Origin of the sequence: Azospirillum sp. CT11-132, assembly GCF_047302835.1 — a bacterium.
Taxonomy (GTDB): domain Bacteria; phylum Pseudomonadota; class Alphaproteobacteria; order Azospirillales; family Azospirillaceae; genus Azospirillum.
In genome coordinates this window covers 480,001-506,248 of sequence record NZ_JBGLZA010000002.1, presented here as the reverse complement: position 1 = coordinate 506,248, position 26,248 = coordinate 480,001, and the positions used below count along the sequence as shown (strand labels likewise).

At 68.3% G+C, this 26,248-nt stretch carries 32 protein-coding genes (1 of these 32 cut by a window edge); 8 read left to right on the top strand and 24 right to left on the bottom strand.

What is annotated here, in order from left to right:
- Genes ACCD06_RS04155 through ACCD06_RS04145 form a run of 3 tightly spaced genes read right to left on the bottom strand, consistent with a single transcriptional unit; the run spans position 1 to position 1,889 of the window.
- Positions 1 to 549 (bottom strand): biotin transporter BioY, encoded by a 549-nt coding sequence (locus ACCD06_RS04155; RefSeq protein WP_109156667.1) that lies wholly within the window; start codon positions 547 to 549, stop codon positions 1 to 3.
- A gap of 27 nt (positions 550 to 576) precedes the next feature.
- The gene (locus ACCD06_RS04150; RefSeq protein WP_109156666.1) at positions 577 to 1,215 is read right to left on the bottom strand and encodes an energy-coupling factor transporter transmembrane component T family protein; all 639 of its coding nucleotides are present in this window, start codon (positions 1,213 to 1,215) and stop codon (positions 577 to 579) included.
- On the bottom strand, positions 1,215 to 1,889 hold the full coding sequence (locus ACCD06_RS04145; protein WP_109156665.1) for an energy-coupling factor ABC transporter ATP-binding protein: 675 nt from the start codon (positions 1,887 to 1,889) through the stop codon (positions 1,215 to 1,217). The genes ACCD06_RS04150 and ACCD06_RS04145 overlap by 1 nt, the downstream gene beginning before the upstream one ends.
- Before the next feature lie 114 nt (positions 1,890 to 2,003).
- Here ACCD06_RS04145 and ACCD06_RS04140 point away from each other — a divergent pair, with 114 nt between their 5' ends.
- On the top strand, positions 2,004 to 2,363 hold the full coding sequence (locus ACCD06_RS04140) for a type II toxin-antitoxin system Phd/YefM family antitoxin (RefSeq protein ID WP_247871425.1): 360 nt from the start codon (positions 2,004 to 2,006) through the stop codon (positions 2,361 to 2,363).
- The gene (locus tag ACCD06_RS04135; protein WP_109156664.1) at positions 2,344 to 2,610 is read left to right on the top strand and encodes a Txe/YoeB family addiction module toxin; all 267 of its coding nucleotides are present in this window, start codon (positions 2,344 to 2,346) and stop codon (positions 2,608 to 2,610) included. The genes ACCD06_RS04140 and ACCD06_RS04135 overlap by 20 nt, the downstream gene beginning before the upstream one ends.
- A gap of 56 nt (positions 2,611 to 2,666) precedes the next feature.
- On the opposite strand, the gene ACCD06_RS04130 is transcribed toward ACCD06_RS04135, so the two are convergent.
- The 5 genes from ACCD06_RS04130 to ACCD06_RS04110 form a co-directional block, all read right to left on the bottom strand.
- Entirely contained in the window at positions 2,667 to 3,494 is an 828-nt protein-coding gene (locus ACCD06_RS04130) for an amino acid ABC transporter ATP-binding protein (RefSeq protein ID WP_109156663.1), read from the bottom strand.
- Positions 3,494 to 4,198, bottom strand: a complete 705-nt coding sequence (locus ACCD06_RS04125) for an amino acid ABC transporter permease (protein WP_109156662.1) — start codon at positions 4,196 to 4,198, stop codon at positions 3,494 to 3,496. The genes ACCD06_RS04130 and ACCD06_RS04125 overlap by 1 nt, the downstream gene beginning before the upstream one ends.
- 4 nt (positions 4,199 to 4,202) lie before the next feature.
- The gene (locus tag ACCD06_RS04120) at positions 4,203 to 4,850 is read right to left on the bottom strand and encodes an amino acid ABC transporter permease (RefSeq protein WP_109156661.1); all 648 of its coding nucleotides are present in this window, start codon (positions 4,848 to 4,850) and stop codon (positions 4,203 to 4,205) included.
- 199 nt (positions 4,851 to 5,049) lie between these two features.
- Entirely contained in the window at positions 5,050 to 5,898 is an 849-nt protein-coding gene (locus tag ACCD06_RS04115; RefSeq protein WP_413338990.1) for a transporter substrate-binding domain-containing protein, read from the bottom strand.
- A 48-nt stretch (positions 5,899 to 5,946) separates the two neighbouring features.
- Positions 5,947 to 6,804 (bottom strand): GntR family transcriptional regulator, encoded by an 858-nt coding sequence (locus ACCD06_RS04110; protein ID WP_413338988.1) that lies wholly within the window; start codon positions 6,802 to 6,804, stop codon positions 5,947 to 5,949.
- Between the two features lie 218 nt (positions 6,805 to 7,022).
- Between ACCD06_RS04110 and ACCD06_RS04105 the strand changes: the two genes are divergently transcribed.
- From ACCD06_RS04105 to ACCD06_RS04095, 3 genes are read left to right on the top strand one after another with little or no spacing between them, the layout of a single operon-like run.
- Complete coding sequence (locus tag ACCD06_RS04105) at positions 7,023 to 8,348, top strand: paraquat-inducible protein A (RefSeq protein ID WP_136703497.1); 1,326 nt, start codon at positions 7,023 to 7,025, stop codon at positions 8,346 to 8,348.
- On the top strand, positions 8,341 to 10,002 hold the full coding sequence (locus ACCD06_RS04100) for an intermembrane transport protein PqiB (protein WP_413338986.1): 1,662 nt from the start codon (positions 8,341 to 8,343) through the stop codon (positions 10,000 to 10,002). Before ACCD06_RS04105 ends, ACCD06_RS04100 begins: the two co-directional genes overlap by 8 nt.
- Positions 10,003 to 10,023: 21 nt before the next feature.
- Entirely contained in the window at positions 10,024 to 10,617 is a 594-nt protein-coding gene (locus ACCD06_RS04095; RefSeq protein ID WP_413338984.1) for a membrane integrity-associated transporter subunit PqiC, read from the top strand.
- Between the two features lie 40 nt (positions 10,618 to 10,657).
- Here the strand turns inward: ACCD06_RS04095 and ACCD06_RS04090 are convergent, their stop codons facing one another.
- From ACCD06_RS04090 to ACCD06_RS04065, 6 genes are all read right to left on the bottom strand, one after another.
- Positions 10,658 to 11,629 (bottom strand): alpha-ketoacid dehydrogenase subunit beta, encoded by a 972-nt coding sequence (locus ACCD06_RS04090; protein ID WP_413338982.1) that lies wholly within the window; start codon positions 11,627 to 11,629, stop codon positions 10,658 to 10,660.
- 16 nt (positions 11,630 to 11,645) lie between these two features.
- Entirely contained in the window at positions 11,646 to 12,617 is a 972-nt protein-coding gene (locus tag ACCD06_RS04085; protein WP_413338980.1) for a thiamine pyrophosphate-dependent dehydrogenase E1 component subunit alpha, read from the bottom strand.
- A 241-nt stretch (positions 12,618 to 12,858) separates the two neighbouring features.
- The gene (locus tag ACCD06_RS04080) at positions 12,859 to 13,617 is read right to left on the bottom strand and encodes an ABC transporter permease (protein ID WP_413338978.1); all 759 of its coding nucleotides are present in this window, start codon (positions 13,615 to 13,617) and stop codon (positions 12,859 to 12,861) included.
- Entirely contained in the window at positions 13,614 to 14,558 is a 945-nt protein-coding gene (locus tag ACCD06_RS04075; RefSeq protein WP_413338976.1) for an ABC transporter ATP-binding protein, read from the bottom strand. The genes ACCD06_RS04080 and ACCD06_RS04075 overlap by 4 nt, the downstream gene beginning before the upstream one ends.
- Positions 14,555 to 15,739 carry an ABC transporter permease gene (locus tag ACCD06_RS04070; protein WP_413338973.1) on the bottom strand — a complete coding sequence of 395 codons (1,185 nt, stop codon included), beginning with the start codon at positions 15,737 to 15,739 and terminating at the stop codon, positions 14,555 to 14,557. Before ACCD06_RS04070 ends, ACCD06_RS04075 begins: the two co-directional genes overlap by 4 nt.
- A gap of 9 nt (positions 15,740 to 15,748) precedes the next feature.
- Positions 15,749 to 16,681: an ABC transporter substrate-binding protein gene (locus ACCD06_RS04065; protein ID WP_136703491.1), complete on the bottom strand. Its 933-nt coding sequence runs from the start codon at positions 16,679 to 16,681 to the stop codon at positions 15,749 to 15,751.
- A 168-nt stretch (positions 16,682 to 16,849) separates the two neighbouring features.
- On the opposite strand from ACCD06_RS04065, the gene ACCD06_RS04060 reads away from it, so the two are divergent.
- A complete protein-coding gene (locus ACCD06_RS04060) occupies positions 16,850 to 17,026 on the top strand; it encodes a hypothetical protein (RefSeq protein ID WP_169054941.1) in 177 nt (58 codons plus the stop codon).
- Positions 17,027 to 17,055: 29 nt separating this feature from the next.
- Here ACCD06_RS04060 and ACCD06_RS04055 read toward each other — a convergent pair whose 3' ends face one another.
- Positions 17,056 to 17,616 carry a cysteine hydrolase family protein gene (locus tag ACCD06_RS04055; protein WP_413338971.1) on the bottom strand — a complete coding sequence of 187 codons (561 nt, stop codon included), beginning with the start codon at positions 17,614 to 17,616 and terminating at the stop codon, positions 17,056 to 17,058.
- A 142-nt stretch (positions 17,617 to 17,758) separates the two neighbouring features.
- Here ACCD06_RS04055 and ACCD06_RS04050 point away from each other — a divergent pair, with 142 nt between their 5' ends.
- Positions 17,759 to 18,178, top strand: a complete 420-nt coding sequence (locus tag ACCD06_RS04050) for an Lrp/AsnC family transcriptional regulator (protein ID WP_109074817.1) — start codon at positions 17,759 to 17,761, stop codon at positions 18,176 to 18,178.
- A 10-nt stretch (positions 18,179 to 18,188) separates the two neighbouring features.
- Here ACCD06_RS04050 and pqqE read toward each other — a convergent pair whose 3' ends face one another.
- The 9 genes from pqqE to ACCD06_RS04005 form a co-directional block, all read right to left on the bottom strand.
- Positions 18,189 to 19,307, bottom strand: coding sequence for a pyrroloquinoline quinone biosynthesis protein PqqE (gene pqqE / locus ACCD06_RS04045; RefSeq protein WP_109074818.1), 1,119 nt, complete (start codon positions 19,305 to 19,307; stop codon positions 18,189 to 18,191).
- Positions 19,308 to 19,332: 25 nt separating this feature from the next.
- On the bottom strand, positions 19,333 to 19,629 hold the full coding sequence (gene pqqD / locus ACCD06_RS04040; RefSeq protein ID WP_109074819.1) for a pyrroloquinoline quinone biosynthesis peptide chaperone PqqD: 297 nt from the start codon (positions 19,627 to 19,629) through the stop codon (positions 19,333 to 19,335).
- Positions 19,626 to 20,402, bottom strand: coding sequence for a pyrroloquinoline-quinone synthase PqqC (gene pqqC / locus ACCD06_RS04035; RefSeq protein WP_199232126.1), 777 nt, complete (start codon positions 20,400 to 20,402; stop codon positions 19,626 to 19,628). The genes pqqD and pqqC overlap by 4 nt, the downstream gene beginning before the upstream one ends.
- Positions 20,399 to 21,331: a pyrroloquinoline quinone biosynthesis protein PqqB gene (gene pqqB / locus ACCD06_RS04030; RefSeq protein ID WP_109074820.1), complete on the bottom strand. Its 933-nt coding sequence runs from the start codon at positions 21,329 to 21,331 to the stop codon at positions 20,399 to 20,401. The genes pqqC and pqqB overlap by 4 nt, the downstream gene beginning before the upstream one ends.
- Positions 21,332 to 21,415: 84 nt before the next feature.
- On the bottom strand, positions 21,416 to 21,604 hold the full coding sequence (gene pqqA, locus ACCD06_RS04025) for a pyrroloquinoline quinone precursor peptide PqqA (RefSeq protein WP_247874459.1): 189 nt from the start codon (positions 21,602 to 21,604) through the stop codon (positions 21,416 to 21,418).
- Positions 21,605 to 21,632: 28 nt separating this feature from the next.
- Positions 21,633 to 22,121, bottom strand: a complete 489-nt coding sequence (locus tag ACCD06_RS04020) for a rhodanese-like domain-containing protein (protein WP_109074821.1) — start codon at positions 22,119 to 22,121, stop codon at positions 21,633 to 21,635.
- A gap of 209 nt (positions 22,122 to 22,330) precedes the next feature.
- A complete protein-coding gene (locus tag ACCD06_RS04015; RefSeq protein ID WP_109153670.1) occupies positions 22,331 to 22,981 on the bottom strand; it encodes a response regulator in 651 nt (216 codons plus the stop codon).
- A gap of 171 nt (positions 22,982 to 23,152) precedes the next feature.
- On the bottom strand, positions 23,153 to 23,605 hold the full coding sequence (gene pedF / locus ACCD06_RS04010) for a cytochrome c-550 PedF (protein WP_413338966.1): 453 nt from the start codon (positions 23,603 to 23,605) through the stop codon (positions 23,153 to 23,155).
- Positions 23,606 to 23,872: 267 nt separating this feature from the next.
- Positions 23,873 to 24,790, bottom strand: a complete 918-nt coding sequence (locus tag ACCD06_RS04005; RefSeq protein WP_413338964.1) for an SIS domain-containing protein — start codon at positions 24,788 to 24,790, stop codon at positions 23,873 to 23,875.
- Between the two features lie 239 nt (positions 24,791 to 25,029).
- Between ACCD06_RS04005 and edd the strand changes: the two genes are divergently transcribed.
- Positions 25,030 to 26,248 carry the 5' portion of a phosphogluconate dehydratase gene (gene edd, locus ACCD06_RS04000; protein ID WP_413339414.1) on the top strand. It continues 602 nt past the right edge of the window, so only the first 1,219 of its 1,821 coding nucleotides appear in the window; the start codon lies at positions 25,030 to 25,032; its stop codon lies off the right edge, out of view.

The window sequence follows — 26,248 nt, the reverse complement described above, 5'->3', positions numbered from 1 at the left end:
TCAGGCATGGATCGGCAGGATGCCGGCGCGGCGGACGCCCGAGGCGGCGACGGCGGCGACGCCGGCCTTGATCAGGTCACCCGGTACGAAGGCCAGCGATCCGAAGACCGCCTTCTCGATCGGCAGGCCGGCAACCAGCCACAGCCAGGGAATGCCGCCGGCATAGACGACCAGGATGCCGCCGAGGACACTGACCGCGAACAGGCGGATCGGGTTCGCGTTGGTGGCGAAACGCTCGGCCAGCCAGCCGGTGACGAAGGCGGCCACCGGAAAGGACAGCACGAAGCCGCCGGTCGGCCCCATCAGCACGCCGATACCGCCGCGCCCGCCGGCCAGCAGGGGCAGTCCGGCGGCGACCAGCAGCACGAACAGCAGGGCGGCGATGCCGCCGCGCTTGGCGCCCAGGATGGTGCCGGCCAGCATGATACCCAGCGTCTGCGCGGTGATCGGAACCGGCAGGAAGCCGAGCGGAATCGGCGGCGCCATGCCAAGCCCGCCCAGCAGGGCGGCGAACAGGGCGCAGAGGACGAGGTCGCGGGTGGACAACATGGCGGACGCTTCCTTCGGCTGGTGTCTTTATCGTTGAGTGCTGCTTTTTTTGGTCCCGGTATCGGCCGGGTCGTAGCCGCGCGCTTCCAGTGCGGCGGTCAGATCATCGGCCATGGTGAGGATCTTGACCAGCAGCGGAACGAACAAGGCGGCTATGTTGCGTTCCACGCCGCGGGCGCGCTGGGCCATCCGCACCTCGCGCACCTGCTCGCCAAGCAGCGGGATGAAGCGGATGGTCAAGGCCAGCATCAGCGCCATCTTCGCCGGATTGACCCCGACCGGGCGCAGCAGGCCGAACAGCCGCTCGAACAAATCGACCATATCCATGACGCGGGTGGTCAGCGTGACCAGCGTCGCCAGCAGGATCAGAGCGGCGAAGCGGGCGAGGGCGACGGCCGTTTCCTCCCAGCCGCCGCCGGCCAGCAGGGCCTGGAAGCCGAACAGCAGGGTCAGCATGATGACCGGCGCCCGCAACTCCGCAAGCACCCGTCCGGTGGGCAGCTTTGCCGCGACAAGCACGGCGGTACCGATCAGTCCGGCGGCGAGCGCTCCCCAGGCACCGGGCAGAGCCAGCACCGCCACCGTCACCAGCAGCAGCCCGCCCAGCTTCACCCCCGCCGGCAGGCGGTGGATGACCGACTCCCGATGCAGGTAGAGTCCCAGCATCAGCCGAGCCGCTCGATGTAGGCCGGCACGGTCTCCGCCGGAGGACCGTCGGCGACGACGCGGCCATCCTCAAGCACCAGCGCCCGGTCGAAGTCCCTGACCATGTCCAGGTCGTGGGTGACGACGATCACTGTCTGCGGCAGCCCGCGCAGCAACTCGATCACCTTGCGGCGGTTGCGCAGGTCGAGCAGGGTGGTCGGCTCGTCGAAGATCACATAGGCCGGTTCCAGCACCAGCACCCCGGCGATGGCGAGCAGTTGCTTCTCGCCACCACTCATCTGGTGGGCCGGCTGGTGGCGGTAGCGGTCGAGGCCGTAGCGCTCCAGCGCCCCGGCAACGCGGCGGGCGATCTCGTCCTTCGGCAGCTTGCGCGCCTTCAACCCGAAGGCGATGTCCTCTTCGACCGTCGGATAGACAATCTGGGTGTCGGGATTCTGGAAGACGAAGCCGACCCGCTGGCGCACGGCGCGCCCGTCGCTGCGGGTGTCCAGGCCGTCGACAGCGACGGTGCCGCTGGCAGGGACGATCAACCCGTTCAGCAGGCGGGCCAGCGTGCTTTTCCCCGAGCCGTTGCCGCCGAGAATGGCGATGCGCCGTTCCGCCAGCCGCAGCGACAGGTCGTGCAGGACGGGGCGGTCGCCATAGGCGTGGGTGACGGACCGGAGTTCGATCATCGACGGGCGCGGGGCTTTCGCGTTGCAGTTCTGTTGCGCGTGCGAAAGGTTCTTAGCCGGTTTGCGGGCGGGGTGCCAGGGGGCAGGTTGGGTGCGGCGGCTCGGACTTGATTTATGTCCATTTTTCTGTACATAAAAGAAGTCGACGGGATCAACCCCCATCAAGAGGAAACCCGCATCACCCATCATGTCAGACAGGCACCTGAAATGGGTCACATCAACTACACAGATCTCAGAAACAATCTTGCCAGCGTGATGGACGAGGTCTGTGACAGCCGCGCGCCGTTAACCGTTACCCGTCAGAAGGGGCGGTCGGTGGTGATGATTTCCGAGGAAGAGTTCGAAGGGCTGATGGAGACGCTTCATCTCCTGAAAAGCCCCAGGAACGCGGAGCGGCTGCTCAAGGGCATTGCCCAACTTGATGCTGGCAAAGGCATCGAGCGGGACATTCTGAATGAAGAAGGTTTGGACTGACGGCGCTTGGGAGGATTACTTATACTGGCAGAAGAACGACAGGGCCGTGTTGAAGAAGGTCAACGACCTCATTCGCGATACGGAACGGAACCCGTTTTCAGGGCTGGGCAAACCTGAACCGTTGAAGGAAGGGCTTGCAGGCTGGTGGTCGCGCCGGATCACGGGCGAGCACCGGTTGGTCTACCGGTTGACCGGAAGCGGCGACGCCCAGGCACTCGAAATCCTGGCCTGCCGGTATCATTACTGAGCCGCCATGAAGGCCGCCCCCCTTGTGGGCGGCCTTTCCTCAATTGTGAACGCCGATCAGAAACTGTTCCGCTCATGGTAAGTCTGCAGGAACTGCTGCACCCGCGGTTCGGTGGATTCGTGAAAGACCTCGCGCGGGGTGCCGAAGGCGGCGATGCGGCCACGGTCGAGGAAGGCCACCTTGTCGGCGACGTTGGCGGCGAAGCCCATCTCGTGGGTCACCACCACCATGGTCATGCCGTCGGCCGCCAGATCGCGCATCACCTGCAGCACCTCGCCCACCAGTTCGGGGTCGAGTGCCGAGGTCGGCTCGTCGAACAGCATCAGGTGGGGTTCCATTGCGATGACGCGCGCGATGGCGACGCGCTGCTGCTGGCCACCCGACAGGCGGGCGGGATAGCTGTCGGCCTTGGCGGCCAGTCCGACCCGGTCCAGCATCCGGCCGGCGTGCGCTGCAGCCGACGCCTTGTCCATGCCGCGGACCTGCACCAGCGCCTCTGCCACGTTCTCCAGGGCCGTCATGTGGGGCCACAGGTTGAACTGCTGGAACACCATGCCGACGTTGCGGCGCAGATCGCGCAGGTCGCGGTTGGACAGGCGGCGGCGCGGCGTGTCCTCGGTGTAGCCGACCAGCGTGCCTTCGATGCGGATCTCGCCGCGGTCGTAGACCTCCAGGAAGTTGATGCAGCGCAGAAGCGTGCTCTTGCCCGATCCACTGGGGCCGATCAGGCAGACGACCTCCGACTTGTTGACCGTCAGGTCGATGTCGCGCAGCACCTCGTTGGTGCCGAAGCTCTTGCCGACACCGCGGATCGAGACCATCGGCACGGCATCGGCGGCGGTCGTGGAGCGCGACGGGGTGGCGGTTTGGGAAACGGCGGTCATCACGCCCTCGCGGTTGCGGTCTCGGTCGGCGACCCCTGCGGCGAGGCATGGGTCAGGAAACGGGTGACGCGCGCCTCCAGCCGGCGGCCCAGGCGCGACACCACCTCCACCAGCAGCCAGTAGAACAGCGCCATCCCAACGATGGTCTCGAAGGTGGCGAAGGTCTCCGCCGCCATCGTCTGCATCTCATACATCAGTTCCGGCACGGTGATGATCGACAGCACCACCGTCTCCTTGGTCAGGATCGCCATCATGTTGACGATGGCCGGGATGGTCGACACCAGCATCGCCGGCACGATCACCCGGCGCAGGATGGAGCCATAGGACATGCCGAGGCTGAGCGCCGCCTCGACCTGCCCCTTCGGCACCGCCTGATAGCCGGCGCGGAAGATCTCGGCGAAGTACGCGCTGCCGTAGATGCCGAGGCCGAGGATGCCGGCGGTGGTCGCCTCGAGCCGCAGGCCGATGGACGGGCCGCCGCTGTAGAGCAGGAACAGCTGGATCAGGAAGGGCGTGCCGCGGATCACCTCGATATAGGCGCGGATGACCCAGCGCAGCGGCTTCACCGGCAGCTGCCGCAGCAGCATCAGCACGAAGCCCAGGACCATGCCGATAAGGCAGCCGGCTGCCCAGCACAGGATGGTGACGCCGAAGCCGCGCAGCAGCGCCGGGCCGTACTGGACGAGAAGGGAAAGGTCCAACATCGGATCAGGCCTGTTGCAGGCGGCGTTCGACCAGCGTGCCGAACAGGGCCAGCGCGCCGTTGATCGCCAGATAGATGAGGCCGGCCGCCAGATAGATCTCCAGCGGACGGTAGTTGCTGGCCGAGATGGTCTGGCTGGTCCGCGTCAACTCCGCCACCCCGACGACGGAGATCAGCGAGGACGCCTTCAGCAGCAGGATCAGCTCGTTGACCAGCGCGGGAACCGAGATGCGGAAGGCCTGCGGCAGCAGGATGCGTGTCCAGATCGACCGGCCAGGGAAGCCCAACGCCAGCGCCGCTTCCGATTGTCCGTGCGGGACGGCGTTCAGCGCGCCGCGATAGATCTCCGACACATAGGCGCCGGACGCGAGGCCGAGCGCGGCGACGGAGGCGACCAGCGGCGGCACGTCGATGCCGATCAGCGGCAGCATATAGTAGATCAGCAGAAGCTGGATCAGCAGCGGCACGCCGCGGAAGAAGCTGACATAGACGCCGCCGGCCATGTCGGCCGCCCGGCCACCGGACTGACGAGCCACGCAGACGACAACGCCGATCACCTGCCCCAGCAGCACGCCGAGCAGCGAGACCCAGATGGTCGTGACGGCCGCCCCCAGCAGATAGGGAAGGGCGTCGATGATGACGCTGAACTTCATCGAGTGGGCCTTTGATTACGGCGGAGCCGCGACCTGTCCCCTCTCCCCCCCGGGGAGAGGGTTAGGGTGAGGGGGATGCATGACGTGGGTACGGGGGAGGCATGGCGCGTTGCATTCCTTAGCAAAGCCACACCGCGCTTCCCCCTCACCCCGACCCTCTCCCCGGGGGGGAGAGGGAGATATCCGGGTCCGTTCCGCCTTACAGCTGCGGTTCCGGAACGGTGGTCGGCAGTTCCTGCGAGATATTGAACCACTTCTTCTGGATGGTCGCCATGCGGCCGTCCTTCTGGATCTTCACCAGGGCGGCATTGACCGCCTCGATCAGGCTCTTGTCGTTCTCGTCCAGGCGGCCGACCCAGGAGAAGTAGGAGGGCTTGCCGAAGGGGGGCAGGACGACGGCGAAGGTGTCCTTGCGCTGGGCAGCGGCGAAGTTCAGGTTCGGCAGCGAGTTGACCGAGGCGTCGACGCGGCCGGCGGCCAGATCGGCGTAGGACTGGTTGCTGTCGACATACTCACGCACGTCCGGCGGAGTCGGCAGGGTCTGGCCGAATTCCTTCACCTGGGCCAGCTGCGAGGTGCCCTTGCCGCCGCCGACCTTCTTGCCGGCGATGTCCTCCGGCTTGTTGATGGCCTTGTCGTCGGCGCGCTTCATCAGGGCGGCGGTCGCCTCCGAAATCGGAACGGTGAAGGCGTAGCGCTTCATGCGCTCCTTCGTGATCGTCACCGGGGCAATGACCAGATCGAACTTCTTGGCTTCCAGGCCGGGCAGCACGCTGGTCCAGGGCAGATCCATATACTTGGCCTTGACGCCCAGCTCCTTCGCCACTTCGTCGATCAGGTCGCGGTCGACGCCCTTGTATTCGTTGTTCTCAAGGAAATCGAAGGGCGGGAACTGCATCTCGGTGGCGACGGTCAGGACGCCCGCCTTCTTCACGTCGGCCAGCGTGTCGGCCATCGCCGTGCCGGCGGCGGCACCGGCGGCCAACATCGTGGCGCCCAGCAGCGCCGCCTTGACCATCGTCCGAACCATAACCTTGCTCTCCATCATGAAAGGACCCCCTGTTGCGGCCGGCGGCTGTCGCCGGTCCATTTGTGTTTACAAATTCAACTCTGTCGCGCTGTCGGTGATCGACGACCCGCTGAGGCTGAAGCGGTCGCCCACCGACAGGAAATGCACCAGTGTCACCGGCCGGCTGAGATGCATGGTCTGCCGCCTGATCGACAGGCAGGCCGTGCCGGCTTCCACCCCCAGCAGTGCCGCCATCTCCGCCGTGGCGTTGACCGCCCGCACGGTGTGGTCGGCCGACGACCAGGGAACCCGGTCGACCAGCCAACGGCTGGGTGCCACGACGTCGAACGGTTCGTCAATCACCTCCGGCACGACGTCGAGGTTGACGAGGCGGCGTTCGTGCTGGATCGGCGTCCCGTCGCTGAAATGCAGGCATTCCAGAGTCAGGATCGGCGTTCCGTCGGGCAGGTCCGGCCAGCGGATGCCCTCGCCGTTGCGGAGGCTCCTGCGGTCGCGGATACGGAATTCGTAGACACGCCCCTCCCGCGCAACCACGTCGCCGATGTCCTCGATGGGCAGGGCGAAGCGGTCGCGGCGACTGGTGGCGACGAAGGTGCCGGCGCGGCGGCGGCGGACCAGGAACCCTTCCCGCGCCAGCAGGGCGATGGCCTTGTGCACGGTCTGGCGGGAGACGCCGTAGAGGCTCGACAGTTCCGCCTCGTTGGGAAGCCGCTGGCCGGCCTGCCAGCGTCCGCGCAGGATCTGGCCGGCGACCGCGCGCTTGATCTGGTCGAACAGGGGGCCGCGGCCATCGAGGTTGCCGTCGGCGACGGTATCCGGAGCGCCGGCCGGAGAAAGGCGACCCTGCACCGGATCGCCCGGCTGGGAAGCCGGTCCGTCACCGCGCTCCTGTCCGGTCAGGCCTTGCCGTACCAACCCCTGCACCCCGCTCTCCGCGCCGCGTTGCGATGTGACGTTTCGGCGATAATGTATGTACATAATCTTTCGGTCAATCGCGAATTCCCGGACTTGGTCCTGGCCCGTTGTCCACCATGCTGCGGTGCGGCAGATTTTCGCCTATCCGCTTCGCAAGGGCTTGCGCAGCCGCGCAAAAAAGCCAATTGGAGAGCGGGTTTCGCAGTTCTGAAGGTTCGAGTGCGTGCATGTCGGTCGGATTGGGCAAGGAAGGGTTGAGGGGGCCGGTGGCGGAGGTGCGTGACGATCTCGTCGCCTGCCACGACTGCGGACGCCTGCACCGCATCCGCCTGCCGGCGCCGGGCCGCCGGGCCGAATGCACCCGCTGCGGGGCGGTGCTGTTCCGGCACAGCCGGGGCGGGCTGCACCATGCGCTGCCGGTGGCGGTCGCCGGCGCCCTGCTGCTGCTGCTGATCGTCGCCAACCCGCTGATGGGCGTGAACATCCAGGGCAACGACCGCACCAGCCTGGTCGTCACCGGGGTCGAAACGCTGGCGGACCAGGGCATGTGGCCGCTGGCGCTGCTGGTCGGCGCGCTGGTGCTGGCCGCCCCCTTTGCCCGCAACATGGCGGTGATCGCCGTTCTGCAGCGCCTGCACGAGGGGCGGCCGCCCACCCATGTGCGGGAGACGGCGCGTCTGTTCGCCTGGGCCGAGCGGTTGCGCCCGTGGGCGATGCTGGACGTCTTCCTGCTGGGGCTCCTGGTCGGCTATTCGCGGCTGAAGGGCTTCGCCAATGCCGAAATCCTGTCCGGCGGGCTGGCGCTGGGCGGCTTCGTGCTGGTCCGCACGCTGATGGATCTGTCGCTCGACAGCCGCCGGATCTGGCAGGCCATCGACCATGTGCCGCCGTCCGGCGCGCCGGCACCGGCGCGCTGGGTCGCCTGCACCGTCTGCCAACGCATCCATGGCTGCGACCATGGTCCGGCGCCGGAGCGCTGCACCCGATGCCACAGCCGCCTGCATCCGCGCGAGCCGAACAGCCTGGAGCGCACCGCCGCCCTGGTGACGGCCGGCGCGGTCCTCTACATCCCGGCCAACCTGCTGCCGGTGATGACCGTCATCAATTTCGGCCAGGGCGCCCCCAGCACCATCCTCAGCGGCGTGCACGAACTGGCGGAAGCCGGGTTGTGGCCGCTGGCCATTCTGGTCTTCGTCGCCAGCGTCGCCGTGCCGGTGTTGAAGCTGGCGGGGCTCGGCTGGTTCCTGCTGGCCGCGTGGCGGCGTTCGGCCGCGAGGCTGCATGCCCGGACGCGGCTGTACCGTATCATCGACGCCATCGGGCGCTGGTCCAACATCGACGTGTTCATGATCGCCATCCTCACGGCCCTGGTGCAGTTCGGCGCCGTCGCCTCCGTCCGCGCCGATCCCGGCGCTGTCGCCTTCGCCTCCGTGGTCGTGCTGACCATGCTGGCGAGCCATGTCTTCGACCCGCGCGTGATGTGGGACCGGGCGGAAGAGGAGCCACCCGATCCGGTTCCAGACGAACAGGCGGGGGTGGCGCGGCATGGCTGACGAGACTCCGGGCGGCCATCCGCCAGAGGTCGCGACGCCGACGCGCCGGCGGCTGTCGCCCTTATGGATCCTGCCGCTGGTGGCGGTGCTGATCGCCGGCTGGCTCGGCTGGCGCTGGTACGAGGAGCGCGGGCCACAGATCGTCATCACCTTCCAGTCCGGCGACGGGCTGGAGGCCGGACGCACCCGGATCAAGCACAAGAACGTCGATCTGGGCGTGATCGAATCGGTGCGGCTGTCCGACGACCTGTCGCAGGTCATCGCCACCGCCCGCATGGACCGCACCGCCACCCGTCACCTCAAGGAGGGCACCCGATTCTGGGTGGTGGCGCCGCGCCTCAGCCTGGGCGGGGTGTCGGGGCTCAGCACCGTGGTGTCCGGCACCTATGTGGAGATGGAGCCGGGCGGCGGCGACGATCGGCGGGAGTTCGACGCGCTGGACGAGCCTCCCGTCATCCGCGCCGACGTGCCGGGGCGCAGCTTCAACCTGAAAACGGAACAGCTGGGGTCGCTGGCCCAGGGCTCCCCCGTCTATTTCCGCGGCGTCCAGATCGGCGAGGTGATGGGCTACAACCTGTCGCCGCAGGACCGCACGGTGTCGGTGTCGGTCTTCGTCCGCGCGCCCTACGAGGAACTGGTGCATGAGGGAAGCCGCTTCTGGCGGTCGTCGGGCATCCAGTTCTCCGCCGGAGCCGACGGCATCAAGTTCCAGACCGAATCGTTGAAATCGCTGGCGCTGGGCGGCGTCGTTCTGGAAACCCCGCCCGATCCGGAGGCCGGGGCGCAGGCCAAGGATTGGGCCACCTTCACCCTCTACGAGGATCAGGCCTCCGCCGCGGCGGCGCGCGACCGGCTGCGCGTGCGCTACCGGCTGGAATTCGCGGGCTCGGTGCAGGGGTTGCAGGCCGGCGCGCCGGTGCTTATGCGCGGCCTGACGGTCGGCCACGTCGCCGCCGTGCGGCTGGAGTATGACGAGAAAAAGCAGGAACTGCACATCCCCGTCGACATCGACATCGAACCCGATCTGGTCGCCCGGACCTATGCCGTGATCGACGGCAAGCCAATGGACGAGGCTGCGGTGCGCGAGCTGGTCGCCACGCAGGTCACCAAGGGGCTGCGTGGCCGGCTGGCATCCGGCAATCTGCTGACCGGGCAGAAGCTGGTGTCCTTCGACTACGAGCCCGGCAACCCGCCGACGGCGCCGGGGACCGAGCGGTCGGACCTGCCCACCGTCGCCTCCAGCGACCTCGACTCCCTGACCCGGTCGGCCGGGCAGGTGATGGACAAGGTGGCGGCGCTGCCGCTCGACGCGCTGCTGGCCGATCTGCGCGGCACCTTGCAGTCGATCAGCGGTGTCGCCGGCTCTCCGGACCTCGCGCGCTCGCTGGCGGCGCTCGCCAAGGCGCTGGGCAGCGCCGATGCGTTGATGCGCGACGCCGACCGGCAACTGCCGCAGTTGGTGAAGAGCCTGCGCGGCGTGGCGACCGCGGCCCAGGGCACGCTGAACAGCGCCAACGGGCTGCTGGGCGGCGGAGGCGGACAGGCCGATCTGGCCGGCGTGATGCGGCAGTTGAACGACGCCGCGCGGTCCTTCCGCGTGCTGGCCGACTATCTGGAACGCCACCCGGAGGCTCTGATTCGGGGCAAGAGGTAACGGAATGGGGAGAAAAGGGTGATGGATTGGGTGCGCGGATTGCGGAACGCCGCGCTGGCGGCGCCGCTTCTCGTGCTGGCGGCCTGCCAGTCGACGCCGGAGAGCCGGCTCTACACGCTGGCGGTGGTGCCGCCCGCCGGCACGGCGCAGCCCGCCCGGTCCGCGCCGCAAATGCTGGCGCTGGGGTCGCTGGACCTGCCGATGCTGATCGACCGGCCGCAGATCGTCCGCCGGATCGACGGCAACCGGGTGGAGACGCTGGAGTTCGACCGTTGGGCCGAACCGCTGGCCGACGGGCTGCGCTCCACGCTGGCCGGCGACCTGTCGGCGCGTCTGCCGGGCACGACGGTGCTGCCTACGGCCGGAAGCAGCGTGGCGGATGGAACGGCGGTGGTGGCCGTCACCGTGCTGCGCTTCGACGCCGACGCCACCGGCCGCGTGGTTCTGGATGCGCAATGGAGCCTGTCGCCCGGCACCGGTGGGCGCAAGAGTGGCCCGACGCGCGAGACCGTGGAGGTGCCGTCCGCCGGTACCGGACCCGATGCCCAGGTCCGGGCGATGAGCCAGGCGGTCGGAACGCTGGCCGACCGCATCGCCGCCGGCGTGCGGCGCTGACCTTACGGCCGGCGCCGCATCCCGCACCCGGTCTATGCGATCAGACGGTCGCCGGTTCGGCCACCAGCGAGCGGACCGCGGCGACCACCGCATCGGCCTGCGGCACGAAGGCCTGCTCCAGCGGGAAGCTGGCCGGAGCCGGGGCGTCGGGGCCGGTCAGGCGCAGGACCGGTGCCCGCAGGCTGGTGAAGGCCTTTTCCGCCACCAGGGCAGCGATTTCCGCACCGACGCCACACAGCCGGCTCGCCTCATGCACCACCACCAGCCGGCCGGTCTTGGCGACGGAGCGCAGGATGGCGTCCTCGTCCAGCGGCTTCAGGCTGCGCAGGTCGATGACCTCGGCGTCGATGCCGGTGGCGGCCAGCGTGTCGGCGGCGGCCATGCAGGTGCCGACCGTCTTGGCATAGGAGACCAGCGTCACGTCGCGGCCCTCGCGCCGCACCGCCGCCTTGCCCAGCGGGATGGCGGCGGCGTCCTCCGGCACCTCGCCGGCGCTGTAGCCGAGCGCGATGTCGGCGAAGACGAGAACCGGGTTGTCGTCGCGGATCGCCGATTTCATCAGCCCCTTGAAGTCGGCGGGGGTCGAGGGCATGACGATCTTCAGGCCGGGGCTGTGGACGAACCAGCTTTCCACATTGTGGTTGTGCTGGGCGCCGACGCCCCATCCGGCGCCGGTCATCGCCAGCACCACCATCGGAAACTTGAACTGCCCGCCGGAGATGTAGCGCAGCTTGCCGGCGCTGTTGACGATCTCGTCCATCGCATAGCAGAGGAAGGGGGCGAACAGCAGGTCAACCACCGGGCGCAGGCCGGTGGCGGCGGCCCCGGCGGCGGTGCCGGCGATGATGCCCTCCGCCAGCGGGGTGTTGCGGACGCGGGCGGCGCCGAACTCCGCCAGCAGGTCGTGGCGCTTGGTGGCGACGCCTTCGCCGAAGATCATCACGGTGGGATCGAGCCGCATCTCTTCGGCCAGGGCGGCGGAGATCGCGTCGTTGACGGTCATGGTGGTCATGATGGTGGGCCTCCGCTCAGGCGTAGACGTCGGTGGTCAGGGCATCGAGGCCCGGATAGGGGCTGGCGTCGGCGAAGGCCGTTGCGGCCTCCATCGTCGCGCGGACGCGTGCCTCGATGGCGGCGACACCGTCGGCGGTCAGGCGGCCTTCGCGCTCCAGCCGGGCGCGCAGGCACAGGATCGGGTCGCGGTCGCGCCAGTGGGCCAGCTCGGCCTTGTCGACATAGCCCTGGTCGTCCGGTTCGAAATGGCCGCGCAGGCGGTAGGTCATCGCCTCCAGCAGGAAGGGCTTGCCGGTGCGGCGGATGGTGTCGATGGCGGCGCTGGCGGCATCGAACATCGCCAGCGGATCGTTGCCGTCGACCACCGCGCTCTCCACCCCCAGCGCCGCCGCCTGACCGGCGATGCCGTCGGCCAGCATCGTCTCCTTGCGGTGGACGAAGGCCTGCCACTGGTTATTCTCGCAGACATAGAGGATCGGCAGCTTCCACACCGCCGCGAGGTTCAGCGATTCCTGGAACCGCCCTTCAGTGGCGGCCCCGTCGCCGAAGAAGCAGGCGACGATGCCCGGCTTGTTCAGCCCCGGCTTGCTCAACATCGTCCGCGACAGCCCGACGCCGGTCGCCAGCGCCAGTTCGCCGCCGACGATGGTGGAGGTCAGTACGACGCCCAGTTCCTTGGCGGAGATGTGCAGAGACCCGCTCTTGCCGCCGCAATAGCCGTCCTGCTTGCCCATCACCTCGGCCAGCATGCGGCCGGGATCGGCACCGCGGGCCAGCAGATGGCCGGCGCTGCGGTGGTTGGTCAGGATCAGGTCGTCGGCGGTCAGGGCCGAGACGACGCCGACGGCCGGCGCCTCCTGCCCGACCGAGGTGCAGGTGCCGGCGGCGCGCCCGCGTCCGTGCAGGTCGATCAGCGTTTCTTCATAGGCCCGGATCAGCATCATGCGTTCCAGGGCCCGGACAGGGTCCATTGGACGGATGGTCATGGTGGCGGTCTCCCTGAATTTGGGACCGTTCGGATGCGGGGATTCTTTTTCGCGGCGCCCTCATGCCCGCTCTTCATCGAAGCGGCGGAGCATGCGGCGATGTTGCATTCCGAACGATCTGTGTTCGGAAGCGACCATAAGCGCGCTAATCGGCTTTCGGGTACTAACTGTTTCTTACCGGAATGCTAAAAGAATATTAAGTGTCTCACGCAAGATAACTATCTGAAATATCGCGGCTTTTTCAGCGTTGCGACCAGCGTGCCAGCCATCCGGCCAAGCGGTCGAATCCGGCATCGATCACCACGGCAAGCGCGGCAACGATCAGGGCGCCCTGGATGACGTAGGCCTGATTGGATCCGTTCAGCCCGACGATGATGGGCAGGCCGAGGGTCTTGGCGCCGACGGTCGACGCGATGGCGGCGGTGCCGACATTGATGATGACGGCGGTGCGTACGCCGGCCAGGATCACCGGGGCGGCCAGCGGCAGCTCCACCCGGAACAGCACCTCCGCCGGTCCCATGCCAAGGCCGCGGGCGGAATCCAGCACCGCGGCCGGAACACCGTCCAGCCCGGCCACCGTGTTCTCCACCACCGGCAGCAGCGCGTAGAGCGTCAGCGCGATCAGCGCCGGCTCCGATCCGAAGCCCATCACCGGCACCGCCAGCGCCAGCACCGCCACCGGCGGGAAGGTTTGGCCCATGGTGGCGACGGTTTCCAGCAGGCCGCGGAACTCCCGCCCCCAGGGGCGCGTGACGGCGATGCCCGCCCCGCCGCCGAGCAGGATCGCGGCAAGGCTGGAGATGCCGACCAGCGCCATATGGTCGAGGGTCAGTCGGACGAAGCTTTCCGCCTCGTAGAGCGGGCGGTCCAGGCGGGGAAACAGCGTGGCGAACAGCGGCTTCAGCGAGGGCATACCCAGCACCAGCGCCACCAGCGCCACCAGTCCCAGCATCAGCCGGTCGGTCAGAAACGCGCGCGGGGCCATGCCGGCGACGGTCATGCCGTCCCACCCGTGTTGGAACGTACGAGGTCGGACAGGTGCAGCACGCCGGCCGGCCGGCCGTCGCCGTCCACCACCGGCAGCCGTTCGGTGCCGCGGGCGACCATCTCCGACAGGGCGCGGTGCAGCGGGGTCTCGGCAGCCAGCGGTTCGCCGGCCGCGCTTTCCTGCCGGCGGGCGCGGTCGCCGACCGTCTCCACCGCCAGCCGCTTCAACCCCCATTCCTCGCGCCCGACGAGGTCGCGGACCAGCGGGCTGGCCGGGCGGGTCAGGATGTCGAGGGGGGAGGCGCATTGGATCAGCCGGCCATGGTCCATCACCGCGATGCTGTCGCCCAGCAGCAAGGCCTCGTCCATGTCGTGGGTGACGAAGACCACGGTGGTGCCGGTGCGGCGATGGATGGCCGAAAGCTCCGTCTGCAGGCTGGCGCGGGTGATGGGGTCGAGCGCGCTGAACGGCTCGTCCATCAGCAGGATGCGCGGTTCCGCCGCCAGCGCGCGGGCGACGCCGACGCGCTGCTGCTGCCCGCCGGACAGCTGGTGCGGATAGGCGCCGCGGTAGCGGCGGGGGTCGAGGTTCAGCAGTTCCAGCAACTCGGTCACCCGGTCGCGGATGCGCGCCTTGGGCCAGCCGAGCAGGCCGGGGACGGTGGCGATGTTGCGCTCCACCGTCCAGTGCGGGAACAGCCCGACCGACTGGATGACGTAGCCCATGCGCCGGCGAAGCTCCTCGGGCTTCAGCGAGGCGATGTCCTCCCCGTCGATGCGGATGGCGCCCTCGTCGGCGGGGATCAGCCGGTTGATCATCCGCAGCACCGTCGATTTGCCGGAGCCGGACGGTCCGATCAGTACGCGGAACTCCCCCTCCGCCACGGTGAAGGACACGGCATCGACCGCCGTCCAGGAGCCGAAGCGCTTGGTCACGCGCTCGAATTCGATCATGGCGCACTCCTTCCCGGCAGAGCGCCGATGCGGTGGGTGGCGGCGGCGATGCCGATGGACAACAGGGCGTCGGCCGCCACCGCCAGCAGAATGACGGGAACGGCCCCCAGCAGCACGAGGTCCAGCGCGTTGGCGAAAAGCCCCTGGAACATGATGGCGCCCAGGCCGCCGGCCCCGATCAGCGCGGCGACCGCCGCCAGCCCGACCGCCTGGACCACGGTGATGCGCAACCCCGACAGGAAGACCGGCAGCGCCAGCGGCAGGTCGACGCGCAGGAAGATCTGGCGCGGCGTCAGCCCCATGCCCCTCGCGGCCTCCCGCACCGGGGCGGGCACGCCGTCCAGCCCGACCGCGGTGTTGCGCACGATCGGCAGCAGCGAATAGAGCGTCAGCGCGATCACCGCCGGCAGCGGCCCGACCCCGCTGATCCCCGATCCCGGCAGCATGGCGCCGAGTGCGGCCAGCGGCGCCATCAGCAGTCCGAACAGGGCGATGGACGGCACCGTCTGCACGACGTTCAGGATCGGGAACACCGCGCGCCCGACCGCCTGCACCCGGTGCGCGGCGACGCCCAGCGGTATGCCGATCAGAAGCGTCGGGACCAGCGCCGCCACCACCAGCATGGCATGGCGCAGCACGGCGTCGGCGAACACCTCACGCCGGTTGGCGTATTCCTTGAGGATCGACAGCGCGTCGAGATGGCCGGACGCCAGCTGAAGCGCCACCAGCGCGGCCACCGCTCCGCCCACCGCCAGCCGGCCGACGGCACCCAGCCCCAGCCGGCGCGCAGCATCGACCGCCGCCAGCAGACCCGCCGCCGCCATCACCCAGAAGCCGGAGGCGAAGGAGGTCCGTGCCGCCGCGGACGCCCCCTGCGCCAGTGCCGCCGCCTCGGCGCCCGCCAGCCAAACCAGTCCGGCCGTGAACAGCCCGCCGGCCGCGACGGTCAGGCTAAGTCCGAAGCGGGTGGGCCGCAGGAAGGGCGTCGCCAGCAGGACCAGCCCCGGCAGCAGGGCCGCCGTTCCGCCGAGCCCCAGCACCGCATTCCACAGCCCAACCGGCCGTCCGGACAACAGCCGGTTGGGCGCGAAGCCGAGGAACGGCAAGGTGACGGCGGCGGCCAGAGCGGCCAGAGCCATCAGCAGGGCGACGCGGTTGTGCAGGCGCAGGCGGCTGGTCACGTCGCCGGCTTACTTCAGGAAGCCCTTGGACTTCAGGTATTCGGTGGCGACCTGCTTCTGGTCCTGTCCATCCACCGAAATCTTGGCGTTCAGACCGCGCAGCGTCTCGGCGTCCAGGCTGGCGAAGACCGGGTTCAGCAGGTCGGCGATCTTCGGGTTGGCCGCCAGGACCGAGGCACGGACGGTCGGCGCCGGCTCATACACCATCTGCGCGCCCTTGGTGTCGGCCAGCACGACGAGGTCGAGGGCCGCGATGGCGCCGTCGGTGCCGTAGACCATGGCGGTGTTGACGCCGGAGGTCTGTTCCGCCGCCGCACGGATGGTCGCGGCGGTGTCGCCGCCGGCCAACACGAGCATCTGATCGGGTTTCAGCGTGAAGCCGTAGGTCTGCTGGAAGGAGGGCAGGGCCGCCGGGCTTTCCACGAACTCGGCGGAGGCGGCGACCTTCGCCTTGCCGCCGCCGCCGACCCATTTTGCGAAATCCTCCATCGTCTTCAGCTTGTTGGCGTCGGCCACGTCATGGCGGACGGCCAGCGCCCAGGTGTTGTTGGCGGGGGCCGGCTTCAGCCAGACGATGTCGTTCTTCTCCTTGTCGAGCTGGCGGACCTTGTCATAGCCGGCGCCGGCCTTCTTCCAGACCGGATCGCTGTCGATGTTGAAGAAGAAGGCGCCGTTGCCGGTGTATTCGGGATAGATGTCGATCTCACCGGACAGCAGCGCGCCGCGCACGATCTTGGTCGGGCCCAACTGGATCTTGTTCTCCGTCGGGATGCCGTTGGCCTGCAGAACCTGGAGGATCATGGTGCCGAGCAGCCCGCTTTCCGCGTCCAGCTTCGACCCGACGCGGACCGCGTCCGCCGCCTGCGCCGTACCGGCGACCAGCCCGAATGCCAGCACCGCCGCCCCCATGATGGCGCGACCCTTGTTGAAGATCGTGAACACCCCTGAACCTCCCCCTGAAAGTATTGGGGAAAGGATGGGTGACGGCGCCGCTTACGGCAAGCCGCGCTTTTCGTCTGTCCGGTCCCGGATATGCGTTTCAGCCTATTCCGCGGAGGAACTTCCCATTGCCGGGGGCTGTTGTGCGGGCAACCGCAATAGGAGGACCCGATGTCCCAAGGCGACAAGGACAAATACACCGACAAGCAGAAGCGCAAGGCCGAGCATATCGAGGAAGGCTACGAAAAGCGTGGCGTCTCCCACGACGAGGCCGAGCGGCGCGCCTGGGCGACCGTCAACAAGCAGGACGGCGGCGGCAAGAAGGGGGGATCGGGCGACAAGGCCTGAACGGTCGTCGCCCGACTGGTCTGGGTGGGCTACAGGCTCTCGATGATCCCGGCGGTGGTGGTCACCTCGCAGAATTCATAGCGCAGCGTGGCGACATGGACGGCGTGGACCTGTTCCGCCGGGATCGTCCCGCCCTGACCGTCCGGCAGTTCGAAGCAATCGCAGGCATCGCTGACCAGCGTAATCGGCCATCCCATGTTCGCGCCGGTGCGGATCGTGGTCGAAACGCACATGTCGGTCGAGATGCCGAACACCACCAGCCGTTCGATGCCGAGCCGGCGCAGCCGCAAATCCAGGTCGGTGCCGATAAAGGCCGAATTGACGCTCTTGCTGACCACCGCTTCACCGTCCACCGGCTCGAATCCTTCGCGGAAGCGGTTGCCGGGCTGCCCAACGCGAAGGGTGGAGGCCGGCCCCACCGAATCGTGACGCACATGGATCACCGGCCGGCCGCTACGCCGCCAGGCTTGAAGAAGGCGCAGGCCGTTGTCGTCGGCCGCGCGGTTCCAGCGCCGCGGCCAGGACGGCCCGTCGAAGGCGCGCTGCATATCCACCAGCAGCAGAAGCGAGGCGTCCGGAAGCAAGGTCATTGGATACTCCGTTCAAATCGTCCATGGTCCCTGTCCGCTAAGGTCCGCCGAAAGGCTGCCGGTTGCAGCCCGGCAAGATGCCGGCCGACCGGCATTTCGCCGCCGGGCGCCAGCTCGGAAAATAAGGGTCGTGGGGACGGGGATGGACGAGAAGGACAGGCTTCTGCTGACGGCCTTGCGCAAGGACGCCCGCCGCACGCTGGTGGCGCTGGCCCGCGACATCGGGCTGTCGCGCAGCGCCACCCAGGAACGGCTGGACCGGCTGCTGAAGTCGGGGGTCATCCGGGGCTTCACGACGGTCGAGGAAGGCCCGGCCGCCGACGGTGTCGCCGCCTATTTCCTGCTGCGCCACGAGGCCGGGCGGACCTGTGCCCAGCTGGTTCCCAAACTGCGGCGGATACCCGGCATCGTCGCGATGGACGCGGTGGCCGGGGCCATCGATCTGGTCATCCGGGCGGAGGCGCCCGACATCCGCGGCATCGAAGCGATCCGCGCCGCCATTGCCGGACTGCCCGGCGTGGCCGACGTGACGACGCAGATGGTGCTCGAACGTTTCCTATAGAGATGGGAGGTCAGGCGCCGCGATAGGTCCACTCCGTCCCCAGAGCCGCAGCGTCGCGGTCGCGCAGCACCGCCACGTCGGCATGGGCCGGTGACAGTTCGCAAACCGGGTCGGTGGCATCGGCGCTGCCGGCGAGCGCCAGCGCCTGACAGCGGCAGCCGCCCCAATCCTCTTCCTTATGGTCGCAGGATTGGCAGGGCTCCGGCATCCAGTCGGTGCCGCGGTAGCGGGTGAAGGCCGGGCCGTCGCGCCAGATGTCGGACAGGCTGCGGTCGTGCACCGTCTCGAACTCCATCCCCGGAATCGTCTCCGCCGCATGGCAGGGCAGGACCCGGCCGCGCGGGTTGACGTTCATGAAGCGGCGCGCCCAGCCGCCCATGCAGCTCTTCGGCCGGCGGGCGTAATAATCGGGCACGACGTAATCGACCACGATCCGGCCGGCCAGTTCAGGCAGCCGGGCACGCACCGCGGCGTCCATTGCCAGCAGTTGGTCGCGCGACGGCATCAGCGCCGCGCGGTTGGCGAGCGCCCAGCCGTAATACTGCACGTTGGCGATCTCGATCCGCCCGGCGCCGAGGTCCATCGCCAGATCGATGACATCGTTCACCCGGTCGATGTTGTGGCGATGCAGCACGGCGTTGATGGTCAGCGCCAGACCCTGCCTGACCACCGCCCGTGCGACCTCCAGCTTCTTCGCATGGCCGCCCTTGAAGCCGCCGACGCGGTCGGCCCCGATGGCTTCGGAGTCCTGCAGGCTGATCTGCACATGCTGCAGCCCGGCCTGCTGCAACCGCTCCAGCCGCGGCTGGTCGAGCAGCACGGCCGAGGTGATGAGATTGCTGTAGAGCCCGATTTCCGTCGCGTGGGCGACCAGCTCCTCCAGATCCTTGCGGACGCAGGGCTCGCCGCCGGAGAAATGGACCTGCAGGGCGCCGACGTCGGCCGCTTCGTCCAGCACGCGCTTCCAGGTGGCGGTGTCCAACTCGGCGCTGGCGGGGTCGAGCGCCACCGGGTTGGAGCAGTAGGGGCAGCGCAGCGGACAGCGGTGCGTCAACTCCATCAGCACGGCGAAGGGCGGGGCCGGTTCGGCATTGGAAGCGGCGGCGAAGGCGGGCAGGGCGCAGCTCATTGGACGCATCTCCTGGGGAGGCACCTCATGTGACGACATAGCCCTTGTTGCGCAGGTCGGTCAGCATCTCCAGCACGTCGGCGGCGACCTCGGTGCGCGGGGCATCATATTCCACGGTCAGCCGGTCGATGCCGGCGGCCACGTCGGCGACCTCCGGCCCGACGCAGGCGCGGACAATCGCCAGCGCCATCTCGTCCAGCACCAGAAGCCGTTCCGGCCCCATCAGCATCCACTGGCCGCGGCGGCGGTCGTTGCGCAGCATGACGCCGGGAGCCAGCCGCAGCCGGTCGGTCTCGGCCAGATGGGGGGCGATCGCGTTCACCGGCTGTACCGCGTCGGTTCCATGTCCTCCGGCACGAAGGCGCCGGGCGGGATCAGGTTGGGGGTGACATAGGCATGGTGCAGGGCGTCCAGCTGCGCCCACAGCAGCTCCGTCTTGAAGCGCAGGGCGCGCAGGCATTGCCGCTGCTGTTCGCCTGTCTTGGCGTTGGTCAGCACATAGTCCAGCCCGAACTCCACGTCGCGCGGCGCCTCGTCCAGCCGCTTGCGGAAGTAGGACAGCGTGCTGTCGTTGGCGAAGGCATAGTTCTGCTCGAATCCGGCGATGCGCTCGCGGTGGATCGACGGCGCGAACAGCTCGGTCAGCGAGGAGGCCACCGCCTCCAGCAAGGAATGGTCGCGGACGAAATTGACATAGGCGTCCACTGCGAAGCGGGTGGCGGGCAGGATGCCTTCCAGCGACTTCACATAATCGCGATCGAGCCCCAGCCCGTCGGTCAGCCGCAGCCAGCGTTCGATGCCGCCGACCTTGGTCTCGTCCAGCTCGCCGGTCTGGGTCAGCCCGTCATGGTCCAGCACGCGCTGCATCCAGGCGCGGCGCAGTGCCGGGTCGTCCATGCGCGACATGATGGTCAGATCCTTGCGCGGGATCGACACCTGATAATAGAAGCGGTTCAGCGCCCAGGCCTGGATCTGCCCCTTCTGCAGCTTGCCGCCGTGGAGCAGCTGATGGAACGGGTGAAGGTCGTGATACTGCCGCTCGCCGATGGCATAGAGGGCGGCGCGGAACTCCTCGCGGGACATGAAATCGGTCATAGGGTCAGCTCCAGCCCATCATGGGCGATGCGCCAGCCGGCCGCCTCGGCTTCCGCCCGTTCGGGCGAATCCTCCAGCAGGGCGGGGTTCGTGTTGTTGATGTGGATGTAGATCTTGCGGGCGACGTTCAGCGGCGCGAAGGCGGCCATGCTGCCAGCATGTCCCGACATCGGCATATGGCCCATCCGCGCCGCGGTCTTGATGCCGGTGCCGCTGCGGATCATCTCGTCGTCGGTCCAGGTGGTGCCGTCGAACAGCACCAGCGGCGCACCGAACAGCCGGTCGGCCAGCCAGTCCGGCATCCCGGCGCAGCCGGGGATGTAGAAGAAGCCGTCGCTGGAACCGTCGGTCGGGCGGATGCGCAGCGCCACTGTGTCCTCGGCGACGGAACCGAATCCGGGGCCGGCGGAGGCATCCTCCAGATAGAGCGCCACCTTGCCGGGCACCGCGAAGGCTTCCACCTCCAGCCCCAGCGGGCGGCCATCGGCCCCGGCGGGCTGGAAGGGCTGGCCCAGCGCCATCGCTCGGCGGGCGACCAGTTCCGGGTTCAGCACGTTGAAGACGCTGTTGGCGGCCAGCACGCCATGGACGCGCGGCGTGGCATAGACGGCGAAGGGGTGGGATTCACGCAGGGTCAGCAGCCCGGCGACATGGTCGATGTCGGCGTTGGTCAGCAGGGCCGCGCTGATCGGATTGCCGCGCAAGGCTCCTTGGGGATGAAGCTGCGGGCTAGCGAGCAACTGCGCGCCGAGGTCGGGCGAGGCGTTCAACAGCAGCCAGCGCTCGCCGTCGGCGGTTACCGCCAGTGACGATTGGGTGCGCGGCTTCGCCGCCGGGTCGCCGGAACGGGCACGGCGGCATCCCTCGCAGGCGCAGTTCCATTGCGGGAAGCCCCCGCCGGCCGCCGAACCGAGTACGAGAATCTTCATGGCCACCGTCTTGAACGCGATCCTGAGAGGAAGGGCCGGGGAAGGGAAGTCACGCCGTGCTTCCCCGGTCCCATATCGTCCGGCTTACAGGCCGGCGCAGGCGTAGGCGTTGATCTCGGTGCCGACGGCGATCTCGGTGGTCTTGGGTTTGCGCCAGGTCTTCATCGCGTGATACTCCTGCTTGCTGACTGTTGCTGACCATGATGGTTGGCAAGATGAAGAGTAGCGGTCCGAGGCGGCCGACCGCCATGCTACCATGGTGTAATCCGCCACCTCTTTCGGCGGCGGATCGCACGCGGCTTCAGGGGGCAGGCGCCGCCGGCGGCGGCAGCGGATGCGCTTCCTCCGTCGGCAGACCGGCTTCCATCCAGCCGTCGATGCCCGTCGGGTACCAATGGACCCGGGCATATCCAAGCAACACCGCCCGCTTGGCCGCGTTCCACGACAGCCAGCAATCGGACAGGCAGTAGAACAATAGATCACGCGCCCGGTCGCCGCCGGTCAGTCGGTCCAGATGGGATTCGAACCAGCCGAGCGTTGCCGCGTCCGGTGCGCCGACGCCCACATTGGGCAGCCAGACGCTGCCGGGGATCTGTCGGTAGGGCTTCGATTGCAGCCAGGGACCGCCGGGCAGCGTGCTGCGCTCCAGCCGCTGGACGAAGATCGGGACGACGCGCCCTTGCGACAGCAGGGACTGCACGGCGGGGGTGTCGACCGTCGTTGCACCGGTCACACCGTCGGGCGTCGGGGAGCGGTACTCGGACAGGCGGTAGCCGTCCGGCTGCGGCACGCCGGCGGCGAGGGCTGGGGTGGTGAGGGCTGGGGCGGCGAGCAGCGTGAAGGAGAGGAGGAGACTGGCGATTCTGGGGAAGTTAGACCCCCACCTAACCTCCCCCGCTGGGCGGGGGAGGGACTTCCGCCACTCTCCTGAACAATCGCTTATCCCCCTCCTCCGCCCAGCGGGGGAGGGTCGGGGTGGGGGTAAGTGCGTATACTCGCTCACCGCCGGTCGGCCAATACGCGGTTGGCGATCACCACCGCCTGGGTGCGGCTGTAGACCTTCAGCTTCTGCAGGATCGCAGAGACATGGGCCTTCACCGTCGTCTCGGTGATGCTGAGGTCGAAGGCGATCTCCTTGTTCAGCTTGCCGGTGCCCAGCAATTCCAGCACCCGCAACTGCTGCGCCGTCAGCGTGGCGATGCGGCGCGCGATCTCCGCGGTCTCCGCATCTTCCGGATCCTCGGCGCCATCCTCGTCGGTGGCGGAGGGCGGAACATAGAGTTCGCCGTTCAGCACCTGCCGCAGCGCTGCGGCGATGGCGTCGCGCGGGGTCGATTTGGGAATGAAGCCGGCGGCCCCGCTCTCCATCGCCTCGCGTACCCACCGGCGCTCCTCATGGGCGGAAACGACGACGACCGGAGTGGCCGGAAAACGCTGGCGCAACGTGCGCAGCCCGCCCAGCCCGTTCATGCCCGGCATGTTGACGTCCAGCAGAACGAGGTCGAGGTCGCCCCGCTCCTCCAGCGCCTGCATGACGCTGTCGAGGCGGTCCGCCTCCATCACGTCGGTGGCTTGGCAGGAATAGAGCACCGCGCTGCGCAAAGCATCGCGCACCATCGGGTGATCGTCGGCAATCAGGATCCGGGTCATGGCCTGCGGTTCCCTGCGCAGCGGAAGATGGAACGAACTGCGGGACAACTTCCCGCATCCATTGTGTCAGACCGAAATGGGGAGGTGCAATACCGCGAATGGCATCAATTGTTTTGTGTGCGAACATGCCGCAGTGCCATCGCATGGACCTCCTTCAAATGGACCTGGCCGTCATTCCTCGTGCACGGTTTCCAGCCAGGAGCGGATTGCCCACAGAGCCTCCTGGCCCAACGCCTCGCCGAACTTCGGCATATAGGTCACGCCGTTGCGGATCGAGCCGTTGGTAACGCGCTCCTTGAACCACTCGTCCCCGGCGTCGCCCTTTTCCAGATAGCGCAGGTCGGGAGCGATGCCGCCGGACACGGCGCCCAGCCCATGGCAGCGCGCGCAGTTCTGGTTGAAGGCCGATGCGCCGATCTCGATGGCGCGCTCATTGCCGCGATAGGGGTTGCTGTCCCGCCAGGTCTCGCCCAGCTTCTCCAGCCCGGTGGTGTCGACCGGCTGCGGGGTGACATCGCCATGGGCGAAGACCGGACCGGCGAGGCCCGCCGCCATCACCCCGGCAAGAGCGAAAGGCGCCAGACGGCGGAGGCGTTTGGGCGGCGTGGCGAACCTGAGCGTCATCTGTGCGTCCTCTTCCTGCATCCGTCTTTCGGGATCCCGCTTGCCGTCCTGCCGCCGATCCCAGATTCGCGGGTGCGCAGGACGGTTGCCGATTCTGATTGCGGCCGAGGATAGCAATCGTTCGTTCGCGTAATTATTCGACGATGGTACAAGAGCGACCCGCGCGGCCACGCTCAGGCCAGTCCGTCTTGGTCGATGGTCGGATGACGCATGCGGCATGCTGCCGGCCGGCGGTCATCAGGGACGGGGTCGTCAGAGCCAGGGTCGTCAGGTTAGGGGAGGCAGTCGTCCGGCATTGATCGCCGCCTTCACCTTGGCCAACTGCCGCACCGCCGGGTCGCCCAGCCGCAGAGCCACGCCGGTCGACAGCACGTCGATCAGCGTCAGATGCACCAGCCGCGAGGCCATCGGCGTGTACATCTCGGTGTCCTCCACCGGCTCGCTGGCGATGACCACGCTCGCCATCGCCGCCAGCGGAGAGCGTGGCGCGGTGATCGCCACCACGGCAGTGCCCTGCGCCCGCGCCGCCGCCGCCAACTCGTTGATCGTCCCGCTGCGCCCGGTGTTGGACAGCGCCAGCAGCACCCCGCCGGCCGCCATATTGACCAGCAGCATGCGTGCCAGCACCGGATCGGCACAGGGTTGGGCGTCGGCGCCGAAGCGCAGCAGCTTGTGCGCCGCGTCCTGGGCCAGCGCGCTCGACCCGCCGGTGCCGACGCACAGCACGCGCGGCGCATCGGCCAGCAGGGCGATGGCGCGCTCCAGCGCACCGTCGTCGAGCGCGGCGGACGCGGCGGTCAGGGCGGCTGCACTCGATGAAAAAATTTTTCGCGCCAGAGTGCCGACATCATCGTCCGGCGCCACATGCTGGCTGACATAGGGGGTGCCGCCGCGCACCTCGTCGCGCAATGCATCGCGCGCCTGCGATTCGGCGAGCCGCAGCTTGAAGTCCGGGAAGCCGCCGCAACCGACGCTGCGGCAGAAGCGGACGACCGTCGCCTCGCTGACCTCGGCCGCCAGAGCCAGCGAGGTAACATTGAGGTCGAGCACCCGCCGCGGGTCGCTCAGAACCAGATCGGCGATCTGCCCCTCCGACCGTTTCAGGTCGCCCCGCAGCCGGCGAACCTCTTCCAATATGTCCATTGGTGCAGGATTGGCGGCTGCGCTGTTGACCGGGGGTGCCATGACGTAAAGTTAACTCCCTGGATTGGGCGGAGCTGCTGCTGGCCGGACAGGCGCGGTGCTGCAAGGAGCGCTCCTGCCACTATGAAGAATTTTGCCGTGCATGGCGAGAAATCCAGCTGCGCCACTCCATATATGAAAAAAATTTTCTTCACAGCCCGTCCCCTCAGGCGTATGGTCCGTTCCGGAAATCATCGCCTCCCACAAACGGTCGAGACGCGATCATGAGCAAGCCCGCCCCCCTGAATTCTGTCGTTGCACGCGTGACGGAGCGCATCGCCGAGCGCAGCCGCGACCGGCGTGCCGCCTATCTGGCGCGGCTGGAAAGCGCCGGCGGGAAGCCGCACCGCCACCGCCTTGGCTGCGCCAACCTGGCCCACGCCTTCGCGGCCTGCGGGGCGAACGACAAGGCGGCGCTGCGCGGCGAGACCCAGCCGTCGATCGGCATCGTCACCGCCTACAACGACATGCTCTCGGCCCATCAGCCCTACGAGCGCTATCCCGCCATGATCCGCGAGTCGGTGCGTGCGGCCGGCGGCGTGGCGCAGGTCGCCGGCGGGGTGCCCGCCATGTGCGACGGCGTCACCCAGGGCTATGAGGGGATGGAGTTGTCGCTGTTCAGCCGCGACGTGATCGCGCTGGCGACCGGCGTCGCGCTGTCACACGCCACCTTCGACGGTGTGCTGTGCCTGGGCATCTGCGACAAGATCGTCCCCGGCCTGATGATCGGCTCGCTCGCCTTCGGTCATCTGCCGACGATCTTCGTGCCCGCCGGCCCGATGCCGTCCGGCCTGTCGAATGCCGACAAGGCCAAGGCGCGCCAGCTCTACGCCCAGGGCAAGGTCGGCCGCGAGGAACTGCTGGAGGCCGAGTCCAAGTCCTACCACGCGCCCGGCACCTGCACCTTCTACGGAACCGCCAACACCAACCAGATGCTGATGGAGATCATGGGCCTGCATTTGCCGGGCGCCAGCTTCGTCAATCCCAACACGCCGTTGCGCGACTTGCTGACCGATGCGGCGGCCCGCCGGGTAGTGGAGATGACCACGCCCGGCGCCGGCACCCCCATCGGCCGCATCGTCGATGAGCGCGCGCTGGTCAACGGCATCGTCGGGCTGCTCGCCACCGGCGGCTCGACCAACCACACCCTGCACATCCCGGCCATCGCTGCCGCCGCCGGCATCGAGCTGAACTGGGAGGATTTCGCGGAACTGTCGGCGGTCGTCCCGCTGCTGGCCCGCGTCTATCCCAACGGCACCGCCGACGTGAACCGCTTCCATCAGGCCGGCGGCATGCCCTTCATCATCGGCCAGCTGATCGATGCCGGGCTCGTCCACACCGACATCTCGACCATCTATGGCGAGGGCGGACTGGAGCCCTATCGCAGCATGCCGGAACTGGACGAGGGCGGCGCTCTGACCTGGACCCGCTCGGCCACCGACCAGAGCGGCGACCCGGCGG